Origin of the sequence: Serratia sp. BNK-33-b (genome assembly GCF_048684565.1) — a bacterium.
Classification (GTDB): Bacteria; Pseudomonadota; Gammaproteobacteria; order Enterobacterales; family Enterobacteriaceae; genus Serratia; species Serratia marcescens.
The window spans coordinates 2,743,844-2,760,389 of the sequence record NZ_JBLQTZ010000001.1 but is presented as its reverse complement, the minus strand read 5'-3'; the positions used below and the strand labels follow the sequence as shown (position 1 = coordinate 2,760,389).

The 16,546-nt window shown below is 60.8% G+C and carries 16 protein-coding genes; 11 read left to right on the top strand and 5 right to left on the bottom strand.

The genetic code is table 11. From position 1 onward, the window contains the following. The first annotated feature begins 68 nt into the window (after positions 1-68). The 6 genes from ACMGGK_RS13110 to ACMGGK_RS13085 all read left to right on the top strand — a co-directional run bounded on the left by ACMGGK_RS13110 (position 69) and on the right by ACMGGK_RS13085 (position 6,837). Positions 69-1,487 carry a glutamine synthetase family protein gene (locus tag ACMGGK_RS13110; RefSeq protein ID WP_015377637.1) on the top strand — a complete coding sequence of 473 codons (1,419 nt, stop codon included), beginning with the start codon at positions 69-71 and terminating at the stop codon, positions 1,485-1,487. 308 nt (positions 1,488-1,795) lie between these two features. Further along, positions 1,796-3,166, top strand: a complete 1,371-nt coding sequence (locus tag ACMGGK_RS13105; RefSeq protein WP_016928039.1) for an APC family permease — start codon at positions 1,796-1,798, stop codon at positions 3,164-3,166. Between the two features lie 91 nt (positions 3,167-3,257). Continuing rightward, positions 3,258-4,151 carry an aromatic amino acid DMT transporter YddG gene (yddG, locus tag ACMGGK_RS13100; RefSeq protein WP_016928038.1) on the top strand — a complete coding sequence of 298 codons (894 nt, stop codon included), beginning with the start codon at positions 3,258-3,260 and terminating at the stop codon, positions 4,149-4,151. A 73-nt stretch (positions 4,152-4,224) separates the two neighbouring features. Further along, a complete protein-coding gene (locus tag ACMGGK_RS13095; RefSeq protein ID WP_004941292.1) occupies positions 4,225-4,497 on the top strand; it encodes a hypothetical protein in 273 nt (90 codons plus the stop codon). Between the two features lie 169 nt (positions 4,498-4,666). Further along, complete coding sequence (locus ACMGGK_RS13090) at positions 4,667-5,539, top strand: glycosyl transferase (protein ID WP_028128053.1); 873 nt, start codon at positions 4,667-4,669, stop codon at positions 5,537-5,539. 416 nt (positions 5,540-5,955) lie between these two features. Continuing rightward, positions 5,956-6,837, top strand: coding sequence for a nucleoside-specific channel-forming protein Tsx (locus tag ACMGGK_RS13085; RefSeq protein WP_028128054.1), 882 nt, complete (start codon positions 5,956-5,958; stop codon positions 6,835-6,837). A gap of 54 nt (positions 6,838-6,891) precedes the next feature. On the opposite strand, the gene ACMGGK_RS13080 is transcribed toward ACMGGK_RS13085, so the two are convergent. After that, positions 6,892-7,071: a hypothetical protein gene (locus ACMGGK_RS13080; protein WP_025160261.1), complete on the bottom strand. Its 180-nt coding sequence runs from the start codon at positions 7,069-7,071 to the stop codon at positions 6,892-6,894. A 442-nt stretch (positions 7,072-7,513) separates the two neighbouring features. Here ACMGGK_RS13080 and ACMGGK_RS13075 point away from each other — a divergent pair, with 442 nt between their 5' ends. Then, on the top strand, positions 7,514-8,008 hold the full coding sequence (locus tag ACMGGK_RS13075; RefSeq protein WP_033640576.1) for an anti-virulence regulator CigR family protein: 495 nt from the start codon (positions 7,514-7,516) through the stop codon (positions 8,006-8,008). Between the two features lie 114 nt (positions 8,009-8,122). Continuing rightward, positions 8,123-8,653, top strand: coding sequence for a chorismate mutase (locus ACMGGK_RS13070; protein WP_033640575.1), 531 nt, complete (start codon positions 8,123-8,125; stop codon positions 8,651-8,653). A gap of 3 nt (positions 8,654-8,656) precedes the next feature. Here ACMGGK_RS13070 and ACMGGK_RS13065 read toward each other — a convergent pair whose 3' ends face one another. The 4 genes from ACMGGK_RS13065 to hutC all read right to left on the bottom strand — a co-directional run bounded on the left by ACMGGK_RS13065 (position 8,657) and on the right by hutC (position 13,364). Further along, entirely contained in the window at positions 8,657-10,192 is a 1,536-nt protein-coding gene (locus tag ACMGGK_RS13065) for a serine hydrolase domain-containing protein (protein WP_110146925.1), read from the bottom strand. A 236-nt stretch (positions 10,193-10,428) separates the two neighbouring features. Further along, positions 10,429-11,232 (bottom strand): N-formylglutamate deformylase, encoded by an 804-nt coding sequence (gene hutG, locus ACMGGK_RS13060; protein WP_420276945.1) that lies wholly within the window; start codon positions 11,230-11,232, stop codon positions 10,429-10,431. Then, entirely contained in the window at positions 11,229-12,452 is a 1,224-nt protein-coding gene (hutI, locus tag ACMGGK_RS13055; RefSeq protein ID WP_016928030.1) for an imidazolonepropionase, read from the bottom strand. The genes hutG and hutI overlap by 4 nt, the downstream gene beginning before the upstream one ends. Positions 12,453-12,608: 156 nt before the next feature. Beyond that, on the bottom strand, positions 12,609-13,364 hold the full coding sequence (gene hutC, locus ACMGGK_RS13050) for a histidine utilization repressor (RefSeq protein WP_028128056.1): 756 nt from the start codon (positions 13,362-13,364) through the stop codon (positions 12,609-12,611). Positions 13,365-13,544: 180 nt separating this feature from the next. Between hutC and ACMGGK_RS13045 the strand changes: the two genes are divergently transcribed. The 3 genes from ACMGGK_RS13045 (at position 13,545) to ACMGGK_RS13035 (ending at position 16,543) form a co-directional block, all read left to right on the top strand. Next, positions 13,545-14,915, top strand: coding sequence for a formimidoylglutamate deiminase (locus ACMGGK_RS13045; RefSeq protein WP_049300630.1), 1,371 nt, complete (start codon positions 13,545-13,547; stop codon positions 14,913-14,915). Further along, positions 14,915-15,472 (top strand): HutD family protein, encoded by a 558-nt coding sequence (locus tag ACMGGK_RS13040; protein WP_049300629.1) that lies wholly within the window; start codon positions 14,915-14,917, stop codon positions 15,470-15,472. Before ACMGGK_RS13045 ends, ACMGGK_RS13040 begins: the two co-directional genes overlap by 1 nt. A gap of 69 nt (positions 15,473-15,541) precedes the next feature. Then, positions 15,542-16,543: a LacI family DNA-binding transcriptional regulator gene (locus ACMGGK_RS13035; RefSeq protein WP_028127390.1), complete on the top strand. Its 1,002-nt coding sequence runs from the start codon at positions 15,542-15,544 to the stop codon at positions 16,541-16,543. Positions 16,544-16,546: the final 3 nt, after the last annotated feature.

Genomic DNA, 16,546 nt, shown 5'->3' with positions numbered 1-16,546 from the left:
TGGGCATTATATTGAACAAGACGGTCAATAAACATCGACGACAGCAAAACACAAACGGCGGGTGAACCATGCAGACCAACATCGTAGAAGTGGAAAACTTTGTTCAGCACAGTGAAGAGAGACGAAGTAGCGCGTTCCAGCGCGAAGTGAAGAAGTATTTGGAACGTTATCCGTTAACCCAACATGTCGACGTACTGTTGACCGATCTGAACGGCAGCTTCCGCGGCAAACGCATCCCGGTCGGCGGCCTGAACAAACTGGAGAAGGGTTGTTACTTCCCGGCGTCGGTATTTGCGATGGATATTCTCGGCAACGTGGTGGAAGAGGCCGGGCTGGGGCAGGAGTTGGGCGAGCCGGATCACGTGTGCGTGCCGGTGCCGGGCACGCTGACGCCGTCGGCGGCGGACCCGCAATATATCGCGCAGGTGCTGCTCACCATGCTGGATGAAGATGGCACTCCCTTTGACGTTGAACCGCGCAATGTGCTGAACCGAGTATGGCAGCGTTTGCGTCAGCGCGGGCTTTCCCCCGTGGTAGCGGTAGAGTTGGAGTTCTATCTCATCGATCGTCAACGCGACGCGGAAGGCTATCTGCAGCCGCCGTGTGCGCCGGGAACCCAGGAGCGCAACACCCAAAGCCAGGTGTACTCCGTCGATAACCTGAACCATTTCGCCGATGTGCTGAGCGAAATCGACGAGCTGGCGCGTTTGCAGGGCATTCCGGCGGACGGCGCGGTGGCGGAGGCGTCGCCGGGGCAGTTCGAAGTCAACCTGCACCATACCGATGATGTGCTGCAGGCCTGCGACCATGCGCTGGCGCTGAAACGGCTGGTGCGCATGGTGGCCGAGAACCACAACATGCAGGCCACCTTTATGGCCAAGCCGTATGAAGAGCACGCCGGCAGCGGCATGCACGTGCACATCAGCATGCTGAATGCGCAAGGCGACAATGTGTTCGCCGACGACGACGGCGAGGATTCGGCGCTGCTGAAACAGGCGCTGGCGGGCATGATCGCCCTGATGCCGTCCTCGATGGCGCTGCTGGCGCCGAACGTCAACGCCTATCGCCGTTTCCAGCCCGGCATGTATGTGCCGACCCAGGCTTCCTGGGGGCATAACAACCGCACCGTGGCGCTGCGCATTCCCTGCGGCGATCGCGACAATCACCGCGTGGAGTATCGCGTGGCGGGCGCCGACGCCAACCCTTATCTGGTGATGGCGACCATTCTGGCGGGCATCGTCTACGGCCTGGAAACCGCATTGCCGCTGCCTGAGCCGGTGACCGGCAACGGGCTGGAGCAGGACGGGCTGCCGTTCCCGATCCGCCAGAGCGACGCGCTGTACGAGTTTGAACATCAGCCGGTGCTCAATGCGTTGCTGGGCGAACGCTTCAGCCATGTCTACCTGGCCTGCAAAACCGACGAACTGGTGCAGTTCGAGCGCCTGATCACCGAAACCGAAATCGAGTGGATGCTGAAAAACGCCTGATCCCGCTCACCCAACGACTACCGCGCGCGCCCGGCGCATTTCATCGGCTCTCCTGTAGCCCGTGAGGCTGCGCGCTGCGGTACAGCATTTCTTCTATCACGGCGTACAGGACGCCGACGAGGAAATAACCATGACTCAGCCATTCCCATGCGCAGACGTTTGCCTGTGCCGCAGTGCCTACGGGCCGGTCGCCGGCCGCCCGACAGTGACCCCAACCCGCTTTCCCCGCCGCCTGAGCAGCAGTTTCCCCGCGGCCTCTCTGAATGACGTTGCACGGTTGACAGCAGAGGACCAAAAGGGGAAACGCCATGACGATTAAAACCATCGACGGCGGTCCGGCGGGCAAACCGCAACTGCGCAAATCCCTCAAGCTGTGGCAGGTGGTGATGATGGGCCTGGCCTATCTGACGCCGATGACGGTGTTCGACACCTTCGGCATCGTCTCCGGCCTTACCGACGGCCATGTGCCGACCTCCTATCTGCTGGCGCTGGCCGGCGTGTTGTTCACCGCCATCAGCTACGGCAAACTGGTGCGCCAGTTTCCCACCGCCGGTTCCGCCTACACCTATGCGCAGAAGGCGATTAACCCGCACGTCGGTTTTCTGGTGGGGTGGTCATCGCTGCTTGATTATCTGTTCCTGCCGATGATCAATACGCTGCTGGCGAAGATTTACCTGACCGCGCTGTTTCCGGAAGTGCCGCCCTGGGTGTGGGTGGTGGGCTTCGTGATCCTGATCACCGCCATCAACCTGAAAAGCGTCAATCTGGTGGCCAACTTCAATACCCTGTTCGTGCTGGCGCAGGTGGCGATCATTCTGGTATTTATCTACCTGGTGGTGCGCGGCCTGCACAACGGCGAGGGGATGGGCACGGTGTGGAGCCTGCGGCCGTTCCTCAGCGAGAATGCGCACCTGCTGCCGATCATTACCGGCGCGACCATCCTGTGCTTCTCGTTCCTCGGTTTTGACGCGGTCACCACGCTGTGCGAGGAGACGCCCGACGCCGCCAAGGTGATCCCGCGCGCCATCTTCCTGACTGCGCTGTACGGCGGGGTGATCTTTATCAGCGTGTCGTTCTTTATCCAGCTGTTTTTCCCGACCATTCAACGCTTTCACCAGCCCGACGCCGCGCTGCCGGAGATCGCGCTGTACGTCGGCGGCAAGCTGTTCCAGTCGATCTTCCTGTGCGTGACCTTTATCAACACGTTGGCCTCCGGCCTGGCGTCGCACGCCAGCGTGTCGCGCCTGCTGTATGTGATGGGGCGTGACAATGTGTTCCCGGAGAAATTCTTCGGCTATATCCACCCCAAATGGCGTACGCCGGCGCTGAACGTACTGATGGTCGGGCTGGTGGCGTTGTCGGCGCTGTCATTCGATCTGGTGACCGCCACGGCGCTGATCAACTTCGGCGCGCTGGTGGCCTTTACCTTCGTTAACCTGTCGGTGATCAGCCACTTCTTTATTCGCGAAGGGCGCAACAAAAGCTGGAAGGATCGCTTCAACTTCCTGTTCCTGCCGTTGGTGGGGGCGCTGACGGTGGGGGTGCTGTGGCTGAACCTGGAGAAAAGCTCGCTGACCATGGGGCTTATCTGGGCGACGCTGGGCTTCGGCTATTTGGCCTGGCTGACCCGACGCTTTCGCCAGCCGCCGCCGCAGTTGGAGCGGCAACCGCAGCAATAAATTCACAGGCGGGAGTTTCCCGCCTTTCTTTTTGGTACGTGCGGCAGTAGAGTGAAAAACCTGATAAAAAATAACCTATTGGACCTGCCTTATGCCCGCTTTGCCCTCGCGTACCCGCGCCACGTTGTTCGGTTTATTGGCCATTGTGCTGTGGAGCAGCGTGGTCGGCCTGATTCGCAGCGTCAGCGAAGGGCTGGGGCCGATCGGCGGTGCGGCGATGATCTACAGCGTCAGCGCGGTGTTTTTGCTGGTGGCGCTCGGCGTGCCGAAATGGCGCAGCTTTCCGCGGCCTTATCTCATCGTCGGCAGCCTGCTGTTCGTCAGTTACGAGATCTGTCTGTCGCTGTCGCTCGGCTACGCCAATACCCGCCTGCAGGCGATAGAAGTGGGCATGATCAACTACCTGTGGCCCTGTTTCACCGTGCTGATGGCGCTGGCGATCAACGGCCAAAAGGCGAAATGGTGGCTGCTGCCGGGGCTGCTGCTGTCGCTGTTTGGCATCGGCTGGATCATGAGCGGCGAGGGCGGCTGGTCACCGGCGCAGATGCTGGCCAACGTGCGCAGCAACCCGCTCAGCTACGCGCTGGCCTTCAGCGGCGCGGTGATTTGGGCGCTGTATTGCAACCTGACCAAGAAGATTGCCCGGGGCAGCAACGGCGTGGTGCTGTTTATCGTGCTGACCGCGCTGGCGCTGTGGCTGAAGTACGCCTTCAGCGCGGAAAGCGGCATGCAGTTCAGCGTCGGCGTGACCGTGACGCTGCTGTGCGCCGGGGTGGCGATGGGGGCGGGGTATGCCGCCTGGAACGTCGGCATTCTGCACGGCAACATGACGCTGCTGGCGACCGTCTCCTATTTTACCCCGGTGCTCTCGGCGGTGTTCGCCGCGCTGGTGCTGCACACCTCGCTGACCGCCAGTTTCTGGCAGGGCGTAGCGATGGTCACACTCGGCTCGCTGATCTGTTGGCGGGCAACTCGCGGAAATTAACGGAAATTATCCGCTGTCGTCGCAATGTTGAACTAGAATTTAACTAGCCATGTTGCCTGAAGGAACGACGACGATGAGAAGCGACATTCAATTTATTCAACAGCCTGAAATCGACGTGCATCACTATGAGCGCGGCGATACCGTTCGCCTGACCACGGCGAATTTGCGACATGAATATCAGCTCGACGTTTATATTTTGCGCCGCGACGATAAGCTGATTTACGGCTCGGTCGTCGCGGCGGCGCCCAAAACCGATATTCCGGTCGCCAGTTGGGAGGTGAAAAACGGCGAAGAGGTGGCGTTCCGCCAGGAAAACATCGCCAAGGCGGTGCCGGCGGTGAACTGACGCGCAGCGATTATGGCGCGATTACGCTGAATAAATTAAAGAAATCAATTTATTGTTTCCACTGGCTGCGCTTTTTGAAGATGAGAAAGCGTTTTATTTGCCATTAGGAGACCTTTGAAATTATTGGTAACATATGCGGGTTATATAGCGTGTTATAGGGATATATTTTATGACTCCACCTGCGGATGTTGCGCGAGTTTTTATCGGGTGTGATCCAAATGATTGCGATTTGGAACAGATGATGGTTTTGGAGTACAGCTTGCGTAAGCATGCTTCAATACCTGTTCAAATTGAGTGGATGCGTTTGTCGCGAGACCCTGCCAGTCCCTGGTATTCTCAAAGTGGCGGCGAAGGTTGGACCACCGAGCGTTGGGCAACGCCGTTCTCTGCATTTCGCTGGGGCATTCCCGCTTTCTGTAACTTCCAGGGGCGGGCATTTTACTCCGATGCGGACGTGCTGTATCTCTGTGATATCGCAGAGATTTGGCATCATCCGATGAAGGAGGGTACTGCCATTTTGGCCGCGGGTTCCGGCAACGATCTGCGCTTGGGGGAAATGCTGTGGGATTGCGAGGCAGCGGCGCGATTCTTGCCGCCGCTGGATGAGTTGCGCCGTGATCCATTGGGGCATAAAAAAATGCAGCGGTTCTTTGAAGAACATCCCGAGTTCGTTGAGCCGTTGAAACCGGAATACAGCAATCTGGATGGTGACGATTTGCCGTTGGAAGCATTGAAGGCGTTGCATTACTCGGATATGAGCAGCCAATTTTCCCACCGTTATTCGCTTCCCAGACTGCGGGCTGAAAGCCGCAAGCATTGGTTTGATGGCAAGATCCGCAGCCATTATCGCGATGATCTGCGCGAGCTGTTCGAACAATACTATCGCGAAGCGCTGCAGGCCGGTTATACCCTGGAACGGTACCGGAATGTGCAGTTATTCGGCGGTTTCAATAAGCAATCTCAGAAAAAATATGACGGCAATCCGATTACGCGCAAGAAACAACCTTTTTTGCGCCGCGTCTTGAGCGGTTTGCTGGATTAGTCGATCTTTCCCTCCCAGGGAGTTTGTCGCGCGCTGGCGCCTGAGGGTGTTTTTTGCGTTCACTATTCTGCGGGCTGTGGCGTTAATCGCCGCGGCCCATCTTTTATGACTTTCAGCGGGTTTCCCCGCCGTCTACCAGCGGGTTACATTTGCTGCAATTTTCGGCTGAAAAATGCTTTGCATGACAAAAATCACAGCGAATGTGAATTTGCATGAAACATAATTTGACAAATGTGAACGCAATCGATTACCTATTCGCGAAATGCGTAACTGGATCACAGATTCTTACAGTCAGTGGTTTCTATAATGCGCGCGTCATCCGAGTTTCTGTGTGAAGACAACGCCAGGTGTCGGCAGACTCATTGTCATCTTTTCTAAACGGGCAGGAAATGGCCCTTTAAGCATGTGGTAATAAAATGAAAAAAATAGCTCTCGCAGCAGGTGTACTGCTCGCAGCGTCTTACAGTGCATCATCAATGGCTGATAGCAAAGACAGTCAATATGTCTCCGACTGGTGGCACCAGAGCGTCAACGTGGTGGGCAGCTACCACACCCGCTTCGGGCCGCAGCTGAATAACGACGTGTATCTCGAATACGAAGCCTTCGCCAAGAAAGACTGGTTCGATTTCTACGGTTACGTTGACGTACCGAAATTCTTCGGCGTGGGCAATACCCCGGATCGCGGCATCTGGGACAAAGGCTCCCCGATGTTTATGGAGATTGAACCGCGTTTCTCCATCGACAAACTCACCGGCACCGATCTGAGCTTCGGTCCGTTCAAAGAGTGGTACTTCGCCAACAACTACATCTATGATCTGGGCCACAACGCCGATGGCCGTCAAAACACCTGGTACATGGGTCTGGGCACCGATATCGACACCGGTCTGCCGATGAGCCTGTCGATGAACATCTATGCCAAATACCAGTGGGAAAACTACCAGGCCGCCAACGAGAACAGCTGGGACGGTTACCGCTTTAAGGTGAAATACTTCGTGCCGCTGACCCAGGTGTGGGGCGGCAACCTGAGCTACATCGGCTTCACCAACTTCGACTTCGGTTCCGATCTGGGCAAGGACAGCCATTGGGTTGACGGCACCGGCAAACAGGTGCGCACCAGCAACTCGATCGCCTCCAGCCATATTTTGGCGCTGAACTACGATCACTGGCACTATTCTTTCGTGGCGCGTTATTTCCACAACGGCGGTCAGTGGCAGGATGGCGCGGATATCGGCACCCCGCAGGGCCCGATCAAGTCTACCGGTTGGGGTTATTACCTCGTGGTCGGCTATAACTTCTGATTTTCCGTGCTATCAGAAACAGAAAACCCCGCCTGGCGGGGTTTTTTTTCGTCATCACTGGGCTTGTTCAACCGGGAGATGCTTCACCGGCATAAACAGTCTGCCTTTGATCACGTGACATTCATTATTTATCCAACTAATGATTTGTTCACGGCTGACGCCTTCCGACTGCGCGTACCGATGAAGATCGCCATTAAAGTGCCGAGTGATGTATTCCATGAGGGTCATTTGCACGTCTTTTGCTCCTGAACGCCCACCCGTTGCCAGCCTGGCCACCGCGGGAGGTTGAGGTTTCTCAGACAGCGAATGTAAATTATCGGCAACCAAATCTCAACATAAAGCACCAGATTGGGGCGACAGCGGTGTGAAAAAGAATCCCGCACGGAGAGGCGGGAAATGTTCGCTATTATCATTATGGATGATAAGAATAAGATTTGAGGTGCGACGAAAAAGAGCACGCTAACTCTTTTTTGTTACCTTCCCACGCTAGCGTAAGGCTTATTTTTCTTCAAGAAAAATCTGAGACAAGCATCGGCATTTTCGAGGCATTTTGCGTTGAGACAAGGTTTGAAAGCGAATGCCGTAAAAGCGCACCGTTATCTCGGAGTTTTCCTTATACTTTGTCTGGAAAAGGCTGGCTATAGTCAACAGAGTCACCCACGCAGGAATACACAACATGAACAAACGTCGTACGACTCTCACGGTGTTGGCGCTGATTGCATCGCTGGGGTTGTCATCCGCCCCGGCCTTGGCCGACAAAGGCGGCAATGGTAACGGCAACGGGAACGGCCATGGTAACAGCGGCAATCACGGCAATAACGGTAACCATGGCAACAACGGCAATCACGGCAACAAAGGCAATAAAGATAAAGGCGGCTATAGGAACGACGATAATCTGGTCTCCGTCAGCCTCTCGCGCGACCGCGCCCGTTCGCTGGCGCACAACTATGGCCTGACCGGCTACAGCTCGCTGCCACCGGGCATCGCCAAAAATCTGGCGCGCGGTAAACCGCTGCCGCCGGGTATCGCCAAAAAAGTGGTGCCTTACTCGATGCTGCGTGAGTTGCCGCAGTACCCGGGTTATGAGTGGCGTATCGCCGGCGACGACCTGGTGCTGGTCGCACTCAGCACCGCGATTGTGGCCTCCGTGATCAATGGCGTTTTCGACTAACGTTTGTCGAGCGTTATCGGGCCTCGCTGCGGCGGGGCCTTTTTATTTGCCAGCGCGGGGCGGACGTGGTGAACTTTGGGCCTGACATTTTCACTGCATCATAAGGGAGGCGCCATGTTCAGGGCGTTATTGATAGCCTGCTGTTTGACCAGTTTTCCGGCGTTGGCAGATGGCGCCGCCGCCATCGGCGAGCTGGTGAACCAACGGCTGTCGTTGATGAAAGACGTTGCCGGTTACAAGGCGCAGCAGCATTTACCGATCGAAGACCTGGCGCAGGAGGCGAAGGTGTTGGCCAGCGCGCAGGCGGAGGCGGGGCGTTTGGGGCTGGAGCCGGCGTCGGTGCGGCCTTTTATCGCCGCGCAGATGGACGCCGCCAAGGCGATTCAGTACCGCTATCGCGCCGACTGGCTGGCGAGCCCGGAGCCCGGCTGGCAGCCGCGGCCGTTGGCGCAGGTGCGCCCGCAGATCGCGCAACTGAGCAGCCAGATATTGCAACGCCTGGCGGAGCGGCTGCGTGCCGGCCCGCTCGGCGAGGCGGATCGGGCGGCGTTTATGGCGTCGGTGGATCAGGTGAATCTCAGCGCCGCCGACAAGCGGCGGCTGGCGGATGCGCTGCTGGCGGTCAAAACCGGCAGCGCACGCTGAGCGTCAGTCGCGGCCGACGGTGCTGCGGCGGAAGGTCAGCATCCGGCTGCGGTTGGCGATGAGATCCACGTTGTAACCGCGGAAATAGAGGCAAAAGCGTTTTAACCACGGGCCGTCCTGGCACTCCACCAGCATGCGGCCCTGGCCGAGCGGGCTGAGCGTGCCGGTCTGCGCCGCCGGACCGACGCCAATATGCACCCGATCGCCGCGAATTTCAAAGGCGGTGCGATAGTGCGGGTGATACCACAGCCCCTGCACATGCTTCAGGCAGTCGCCGTTAGCCGTGACCGGCAGAAAACGGCGCGCCACATGCCCGACTTCGCCCTCGATCGCTTCACCGGTCCATTTCAATTTGAGCGGCATATGGGCGGACAGCGACACGGCGTACCCGTCCTCGCCCTGATACAGCGGTTCATCGCTGCCCAGATAGGCCAGGTTGCCATCTTTGACCTCCAGCCAGTGCGGCTCCGCCAGCGTGGCGTAGAGGCCGTCGGGGATCGCCGTGCTGCGCTGCGGCAGCGGTTCGCCGAGCAGCGCCGCCATCACCTGCAAAGCCATCCCGAAACTGTCGCAGTCTTCGCGATTGGCCACCAGCGCGACGCCGGCCTGACGGTCGGGCGCCAGCAGGAAATAGGTTTTGTAACCGGCGTGGGAACCGCCGTGGCCGAGCAAGCGGCGGCGGCCCAGCGGGGTTTGCGCCAGACCCAGGCCATAAGCGCTGAGCTGGCCCTGATTGAGACGGCGCGGTGCGCCGAGTTGCGCCAGCACGCCCTGGCCGGGGCCCTGGTCGGCCAGCAGCGTCTGCAGCCAGCGGGTGAGGGCGTTGAGGCTGCCGGTCAGGCTGCCGGAGGCGGAAAGGTGCAGGCCGGCGCTGGCGTGTTGCCAGCCCTGCGGCGCACGCCAGTAACCCGGCACCAATCCCGGCACCACGTCGAACCAGCTTTCCGGCGCCCGCATCTGCACCTGCAGCGGCCGGGCGATGTGCTGTTGCACCAGTTGGTCGAAATCATACCCTTTGCTGCGCAGCGCGGCCTCCAGCAGCCGATAGCCGGTATTGCTGTAGGCGATCTCGCTGCCGGCTTCGTAGTTCAATTTCTCCAGCCCCTCGACAAACCGCATCACCGGCTGCGCCTCGCTGACGGCGTGCAGCGAGATGCCCAGCAGGCCGAGCGTCTCGCGCACGTCGGGCAGGCCGCCGGTCATGTCCAGCGCCTGGCCGACGGTAACGTCCGCCAACGCGGGCTGCAGGGCGGGGAGCAGTTCACCCAGACGTTGCTCCAGCCGAATGGCGCGATCGGTGGCGTTCAGCGCCAGCGCTGCGAAGATATGCTTGGTCACTGAAGCATAACGCACCACGCTGTCGGCGGTGAAGGGGGTGTTCTGCGCCAGATCGGCCAGGCCGGCGCAGGCGGTGGCGCGGCGTTGTTGGGCGTCAAACAGGGTGATGGCGCCGCCGGGTTCGCCATGCCGTTGCCAGCCGGCCAGCAGTTGTTCGGCCAAGGCGCCGGCAGCGCGCCAGTTTAACGGTGTTACAGACATAGGGCCTCCAGAGAGTATTCGAAACGGGCCAGCTGGCCACACGCCGCCCGGCGCTGAGCGCGGGCTTTTGGGCTGATTGTGGCGCAGTGCGTTTTTCGTCGGCCGCTGTTTTGTGCGCTGTTTAGACCAGTTAGCGGGGAATCACGCGAAACTTTGATATAGCGCGCAGATTGCTGCTGGCGTTGCGGTTAGAGGCGGGAGAAAAACAGGCGCGCGGCGGCGCCTGTAAAGGGGGATCAATTCAGTCTGGCGGCGCCGTCCAACAGGCTTTCAATCATCTGCTTGAGCAGGCGCAGCAGCGAGGCGGCGCGCTGGGGCTCGAACGCGAAAGGATACTGTTCGGACATGTAGTTGACCTGCGCCAGTTCGAGCTGGATCGCATGCTGTTGTTGCTGCGGCTGACCATAAGCGCGGGTGATATAACCGCCCTTAAAGCGACCGTTGAGCACGTGGGTGTACTGCTGTTGCTGCTCGCAGCAGGCGACCAGCCGATCGCTCAGCGCCTGGGCGCAACTTTCACCGCCGTTGGTGCCGAGATTGAGATCCGGCAGTTGGCCGTCGAACAGCCGCGGGATCACTGAGGCGATGGAGTGCGCGTCGAACAGCAGCGCATAGCCATGGCGCGCTTTGAGGCGCGCCAGTTCGTTCTGCAGCTGCTGATGATAAGGTTGCCAAATTTGCTGCAGGTAGGCGGCGCGTTCTTCGTCCGTCGGCGCTTTGCCCGGCAGGAAGCTTGGGCGGCCGTCGAACAGCACGTCGGGATACAGGCCGGTGGTGGCGGTGGTGTACAGCGGCTTGTCGTCCGCCGGGCGGTTCAAATCGATGACGAAGCGCGAATAGTTGCCGACCAGCACGCTGGCGCCCATCGCCCGGGCGAAGTCGTACAGCTGCGGAATGTGCCAGTCGGTATCGGGCAGCGGGCGAGCGTCGTCGGTCAGCCCGGCCTCGACCGCCGGCGTCAGTTGCGTGCCGGCGTGCGGAATGCTGATCAGCAGCGGCAGGCTGCCGGTCTGGAAGCTAAAAGGATCGCGAATGGTCATTGACGTACTTCTCCTCGGAAAATCACCGTACAGGGCAGTTGACCGCCCAACCAATAAGCCAGTTCCGCCGGCCGCGACAGCGGCCAGTGAACGAAGTCCGCCACCTTGCCGGTTTCCAGCGTGCCGTGGCTGTGCTGCAGCCCCAGCGCTTTGGCGGCGTGGGTGGTGACGCCCGCCAGCGCCTCTTCCGGCGTCAGGCGGAACAGCGTGCAGGCCATGTTGATCATCAGGCGCAGCGACAGCGCCGGCGAGGTGCCGGGGTTGGCGTCGCTGGCGATCGCCATCGCCACGTGGTGCTTGCGGAACAGCGCTACCGGCGGGCACTGAGTTTCACGCAGCAGGTAGTAGGCGCCCGGCAGCAGCACCGCCACGGTGCCGGCGTCGCCCATGGCGCGGGCGTCTTGCTCGGTGGCGTATTCGAGGTGGTCGGCGGAGAGCGCGTGGTGGCGCGCCGCCAGCGTGCTGCCGCCGAGGGCGGAGAGCTGCTCGGCGTGCAGCTTGACCGGCAAACCGGCGGCTTCGGCGGCGGCGAAGACTCGCTCCACCTGCGCCGGTGAGAACGCCAGATGCTCGCAGAAGGCGTCGACCGCATCCGCCAGGCCGGCGGCCGCCGCCTGCGGGATGATGGTGTCGCAGACCAGATTAATGTAGTCGTCGGCGCGGTTGGCGTATTCCGGCGGCAGCGCATGGGCCGCCAGACAGGTGGTTTTCACCTCGACCGGCAGCAGCTCGCCCAACTTGCGCGCCACCCGCAACATTTTCAGTTCGCTCTCCGGGCTGAGGCCATAGCCGGACTTGATCTCCACGCAGGTGACGCCTTCCGCCAGCAGCGGCCGCAGGCGGAACAGCGCCTGCTCCAGCAGCAGCGCTTCGTCGGCCTCGCGGGTGGCTTTCACGGTGGAGATAATGCCGCCGCCCTGTGCGGCGATGTCGGCGTAGCTTACGCCGTTCAGCCGCTGTTCGAACTCGCCGCTGCGGTTGCCGCCGAACACCAGGTGCGTGTGGCAGTCAACAAAGCCGGGGGTGACGATGCCGCCGTCGAATTTCACCGTTTCGTCCGCGATCAGGCCGGGCGGCAACGCCGCATGTTCGCCAATCCAGACGATCTTGCCGTCGCGCACGGCGATCGCGCCGTCGGTCAGGGTGTGATATTTGCCGTCGCGCATGGTGACGATATCGGCGCCGTGCCACAGGCTGTCACAGTGAATCTCAGACGTCATTGCTTTCCTCCGCCGGAGCCGCAGCTCCCACATGGTTGTATATACAATTAAAAACAACCTAACGCATTCACCGGGATGTCACAAGAGGCGGGAGAGATTTTGTTATCAGGATGTGATCGACCGCGGAGATGCGGGCGCAGGGGCGCCCGCCGGGGATCAGACTTCGCTGGTGAAGCGGCCGAACAGTTGATAACGGCTGCCGGGGTACAGCAGCCGGGCCGAGGTGACCACGGTTTTGCCGGACCAGGTGCGGCGATGGATCAGCAGGCCGGGTTCGTGGTCCTCCAGCTGCAGCAGCTCGCGCTCGCGCCGGGTGGGGATCACCGCTTCGACGATGTGTTCGCCGGCGGTCAGCGGCGCGGCCTGCGTCAGATAGGTATAGGGCGTGACGCGGTCGAAATCCTGCTTCAGGTAATCCGGCGCCACCAGTGGGTTGACGCAGCGGTCTTCCACCTGCACCGGCACGTCGTTTTCGTAATGCACGATCTGGGAGTAGAACAGCCGTTGGCCGGGCTGAATGCCCAGCGCCGTCGCTTCTTCCTCGCTGGCCGGGCGGGCCTTCAGCTCGAGGATTTTACTGCTGTGGTGATGACCTCGCGCGGCGATCTCATCGGCGATGTTGTGCACTTCCAGCAGTGCGGTATGCGCCTTGGCTTCGGCGACGAAGGTGCCGACGCCCTGCATGCGAATCAAAAAACCTTCGCTGGTCAGCTCGCGCAGCGCGCGGTTGATGGTCATGCGGCTGACGCCCAGTTCCGCCACCAGTTCACTTTCGGAGGGCACGCGCTGGTGCGGTTGCCAATGCCCCGCACGGATTTGATTCACGATCGCCTGTTTGACCCGTTGGTAGATCGGGGCGGGGGCATCGCTCATTGCAGCCGCCAGTTGTAACACGGTCTGTTGTTCAGCCACGACGTTAACCTCGTCAAATAAAAAAATAATAACACCAGTTTACTGTTGATGTCGGCGTATGTATATGTATATACAACTAGTGGCCGTCGCGCCAGAAACTTGCCGGCGACCGCCAAAAATTCCTTAAGACGCGCCACCGCCGCGCCTTATTCGCCGTTACATTAACCGTGGAATACTGCCATGCCTGCTTATTTTGCCCCACGCGCTTTGCTCCCAGAGGGCTGGGCGCATAACGTCCGGCTGGACGTCGATGCGCAAGGTTATCTGACTCAAGTTACCGCCAACGCTGAGCCGCAAGGCTGCATTCGGCTGCACGGCGATGCGGTGCCGGGCATGCCGAACCTGCACTCCCACGCTTTCCAGCGCGCGATGGCCGGGCTGGCGGAAGTGGCGGGCAACCCGCAGGACAGCTTCTGGACCTGGCGCGATCTGATGTACCGCCTGGTGCAGCGTCTGACGCCGGAGCAGGTGGAGGTGGTCGCCCGTCAACTGTATATCGAAATGCTCAAGGGCGGATACACCCAGGTGGCCGAATTCCACTACCTGCATCACGACGCCGACGGCAAGCCTTACGCCGATCGCGGTGAGATGACTGGCCGCCTCAGCGAGGCCGCACATCAGGCCGGCATCGGCATGACGATGCTGCCGGTGCTTTACAGCTACGCCGGTTTCGGCGCCCAGCCGGCCCAGCCGGGGCAGAAACGGTTTATCCAGGACACCGAAAGCTATCTGCATCAGCAGCAGGTGATTGCCCGTCAGCTGGCGGATCGCCCGTTGCAGAATCAGGGGCTGTGTTTCCACTCACTGCGTGCGGTGGAGCTGGGGCAGATGCAGCAAATTTTGGCCGCGTCGGATCGCACCTTGCCGGTGCATATTCATATCGCCGAGCAGCAAAAAGAGGTGAACGACTGTCTGGCGTGGAGCGGGCAGCGCCCGGTGGCCTGGCTGTATGACCATCTGCCGGTGGATCAGCGCTGGTGCCTGGTGCACGCCACCCATCTGGATCGCGACGAGCTGGAAGCGCTGGCGCGCAGCCGCGCGGTGGCCGGCCTGTGTCTGACCACCGAAGCCAACCTCGGCGACGGCATTTTCCCCGGCGACGCTTACCTGCAGCAGCAGGGGCGCTGGGGCATCGGTTCCGACAGCCACGTTTCGCTCAACGTGGTGGAAGAGCTGCGCTGGTTTGAATACGGCCAGCGGCTGCGCGATCAGCGTCGCAATCGCCTAACGACACCGGAACAGTCGGCGGTAGGCGATGTGCTGTACCTGCAGGCGCTGCAGGGCGGCGCGCAGGCGTGCGGCGCGCCGATCGGTCGGCTGCAGAGCGGCTATCGCGCCGACTGGCTGGTACTGGACGGCGACGATCCGTATCTGGCGGCGGCGCCGGACGCCTCGATCCTCAATCGCTGGCTGTTCGCCGGCGGCAAGGAGCAAATTCGCGACGTGTTCGTCGGCGGCCGGCAGGTGATCGAGCAGGGGCGGCACGCGCTGCAGCAGCAGAGCAGCGCCGAGTTCCTGCAGGTGCTGAAAACCTTTCAGCAGGAGGCGTAATGAGCCTGAACCGTTTTAACTTCGCCGCGCTGCCGGTCAGCCCGTGGCGCAACGGCGGTGGGGAAACCCGTGAAATCGTCAGCTGGCCGCCGGGCGCGCAGGATTTTGACTGGCGCGCCAGCATCGCCACCATCGCGCAGGACGGGCCGTTTTCCGCCTTTGCGGGCATCGATCGTTCGATCACCCTGCTGGAAGGCGACGGCGTGCGGCTGTTCAGCGCCGGGCATATCGACCATCAGTTGGCGCGCGTCGGGGAGCCGTTCGCGTTTTCCGGCGACGTGGCGCTGGAAGCGACGCTGCTGGGCGGCGCCAGTCAGGATTTCAACATCATGACACGCCGCGGCCGGCAGGCGGCCGAGGTGCGGCGCAGTACGGTGCCCGTCACCCTGTCACCCAACCGGGCGGGCGTGCTGTATGTGCTGGGCGGCGTTTGGTCGCTGCCGGAGGGCGGCGAACTGCGGGCGCGCGAGGGTGTCTGGTGGACGGCGGCGGGTGGCGAAGTGACGCCGCTGACGGCCGACGGCGCGATCCTGTGGGCGAACATCACAGCCTGCTAACGCAGAGTAGAGTCCTGCGCCCGGTTATGGGATTATTCACTTTTCCCCATTAATCATAAAGAAGGGCGCATGGCTTCGCTGAAAGACGTCGCAAAACTTGCCGGAGTCTCGTTGATGACGGTGTCCCGCGCCATCAATGAACCCGGCAAGCTGCGGCCGGAAACCTATCACCGCGTCAAACAGGCGATCGACCAGTTGGACTATGTGCCGGATCTGTCAGCGCGGCGTATTCGCGGTGACGGAAATCGCGTACAGACGCTCGGCGTGCTGGCGCTGGACACCGCCACGACGCCGTTCTCGGTGGACATGATCCTGTCGATTGAAAAAACCGCGCGTGAGCGCGGCTGGAACAGCTTCGTCGTCAACCTGTTTGCCGACGACAACGCTGAACAGACCGTCGATCTGCTGTTGGCGCATCGACCGGACGGCGTGATCTTCACCACCATGGGGCTGCGTCAGGTGGATGTGCCGGCCAAACTGTTGGACAAAAGGCTGGTGCTGGCCAACTGCGTCAGCCCGGCGCACGCGATCGCCAGCTACATTCCTGATGATGAGCAAGGGCAGTATGACGCCACGCGCACGCTGATCGCCAAAGGCTATCGTTCGCCGCTGTGCATACATTTACCGGCGGATACGCTGGCGGCGGGGCTGCGCCGTCGCGGTCTGGAGCGCGCCTGGCGCGAAGCGGGGCGCGATGTTGAACAACTGCGGCAGTATCATCTCGATCTGAGCGGCGGCGATCAAGGCTATCGCGACTGCGTCGCGGTGCTGGCGCGGCATTTCTCTGCCGGCCGGCGCGATTGCGATGTCGTGGTATGCGGGAACGATCGGATAGCGTTTCTGGTGTATCAGGTATTGCTGGCGCAAGGATGGCGGATACCGCAACAGGTGGCGGTGCTGGGCTACGACAACATGGTTGGCATCGGCGAGCTGTTCCTGCCGGCGTTGACGACGGTGCAATTGCCGCACTATGCGCTGGGTCGCCTTGCGGCGCTGCATGTGATCGAGCAGCGGGAACAGCGTGATACGGTGAAAGTGCCTTGCCCGCTGTTGGCGCGTGGTTCGCTGTAACCG

What these genes read in the sequence shown, in the direction of transcription:
- ACMGGK_RS13040 (WP_049300629.1), top strand. Translation starts at nt 14,915, where the DNA reads ATGAGCCTGAACCGTTTTAACTTCGCCGCGCTGCCGGTCAGCCCGTGG.
- hutG (WP_420276945.1), bottom strand. Translation starts at nt 11,232, where the DNA reads ATGACCATTCGCGATCCTTTTAGCTTCCAGACCGGCAGCCTGCCGCTG.
- ACMGGK_RS13075 (WP_033640576.1), top strand. Translation starts at nt 7,514, where the DNA reads ATGAACAAACGTCGTACGACTCTCACGGTGTTGGCGCTGATTGCATCG.
- ACMGGK_RS13105 (WP_016928039.1), top strand. Translation starts at nt 1,796, where the DNA reads ATGACGATTAAAACCATCGACGGCGGTCCGGCGGGCAAACCGCAACTG.
- ACMGGK_RS13065 (WP_110146925.1), bottom strand. Translation starts at nt 10,192, where the DNA reads ATGTCTGTAACACCGTTAAACTGGCGCGCTGCCGGCGCCTTGGCCGAA.
- ACMGGK_RS13035 (WP_028127390.1), top strand. Translation starts at nt 15,542, where the DNA reads ATGGCTTCGCTGAAAGACGTCGCAAAACTTGCCGGAGTCTCGTTGATG.
- ACMGGK_RS13045 (WP_049300630.1), top strand. Translation starts at nt 13,545, where the DNA reads ATGCCTGCTTATTTTGCCCCACGCGCTTTGCTCCCAGAGGGCTGGGCG.
- ACMGGK_RS13110 (WP_015377637.1), top strand. Translation starts at nt 69, where the DNA reads ATGCAGACCAACATCGTAGAAGTGGAAAACTTTGTTCAGCACAGTGAA.
- ACMGGK_RS13095 (WP_004941292.1), top strand. Translation starts at nt 4,225, where the DNA reads ATGAGAAGCGACATTCAATTTATTCAACAGCCTGAAATCGACGTGCAT.
- ACMGGK_RS13090 (WP_028128053.1), top strand. Translation starts at nt 4,667, where the DNA reads ATGACTCCACCTGCGGATGTTGCGCGAGTTTTTATCGGGTGTGATCCA.
- ACMGGK_RS13085 (WP_028128054.1), top strand. Translation starts at nt 5,956, where the DNA reads ATGAAAAAAATAGCTCTCGCAGCAGGTGTACTGCTCGCAGCGTCTTAC.
- hutI (WP_016928030.1), bottom strand. Translation starts at nt 12,452, where the DNA reads ATGACGTCTGAGATTCACTGTGACAGCCTGTGGCACGGCGCCGATATC.
- ACMGGK_RS13070 (WP_033640575.1), top strand. Translation starts at nt 8,123, where the DNA reads ATGTTCAGGGCGTTATTGATAGCCTGCTGTTTGACCAGTTTTCCGGCG.
- yddG (WP_016928038.1), top strand. Translation starts at nt 3,258, where the DNA reads ATGCCCGCTTTGCCCTCGCGTACCCGCGCCACGTTGTTCGGTTTATTG.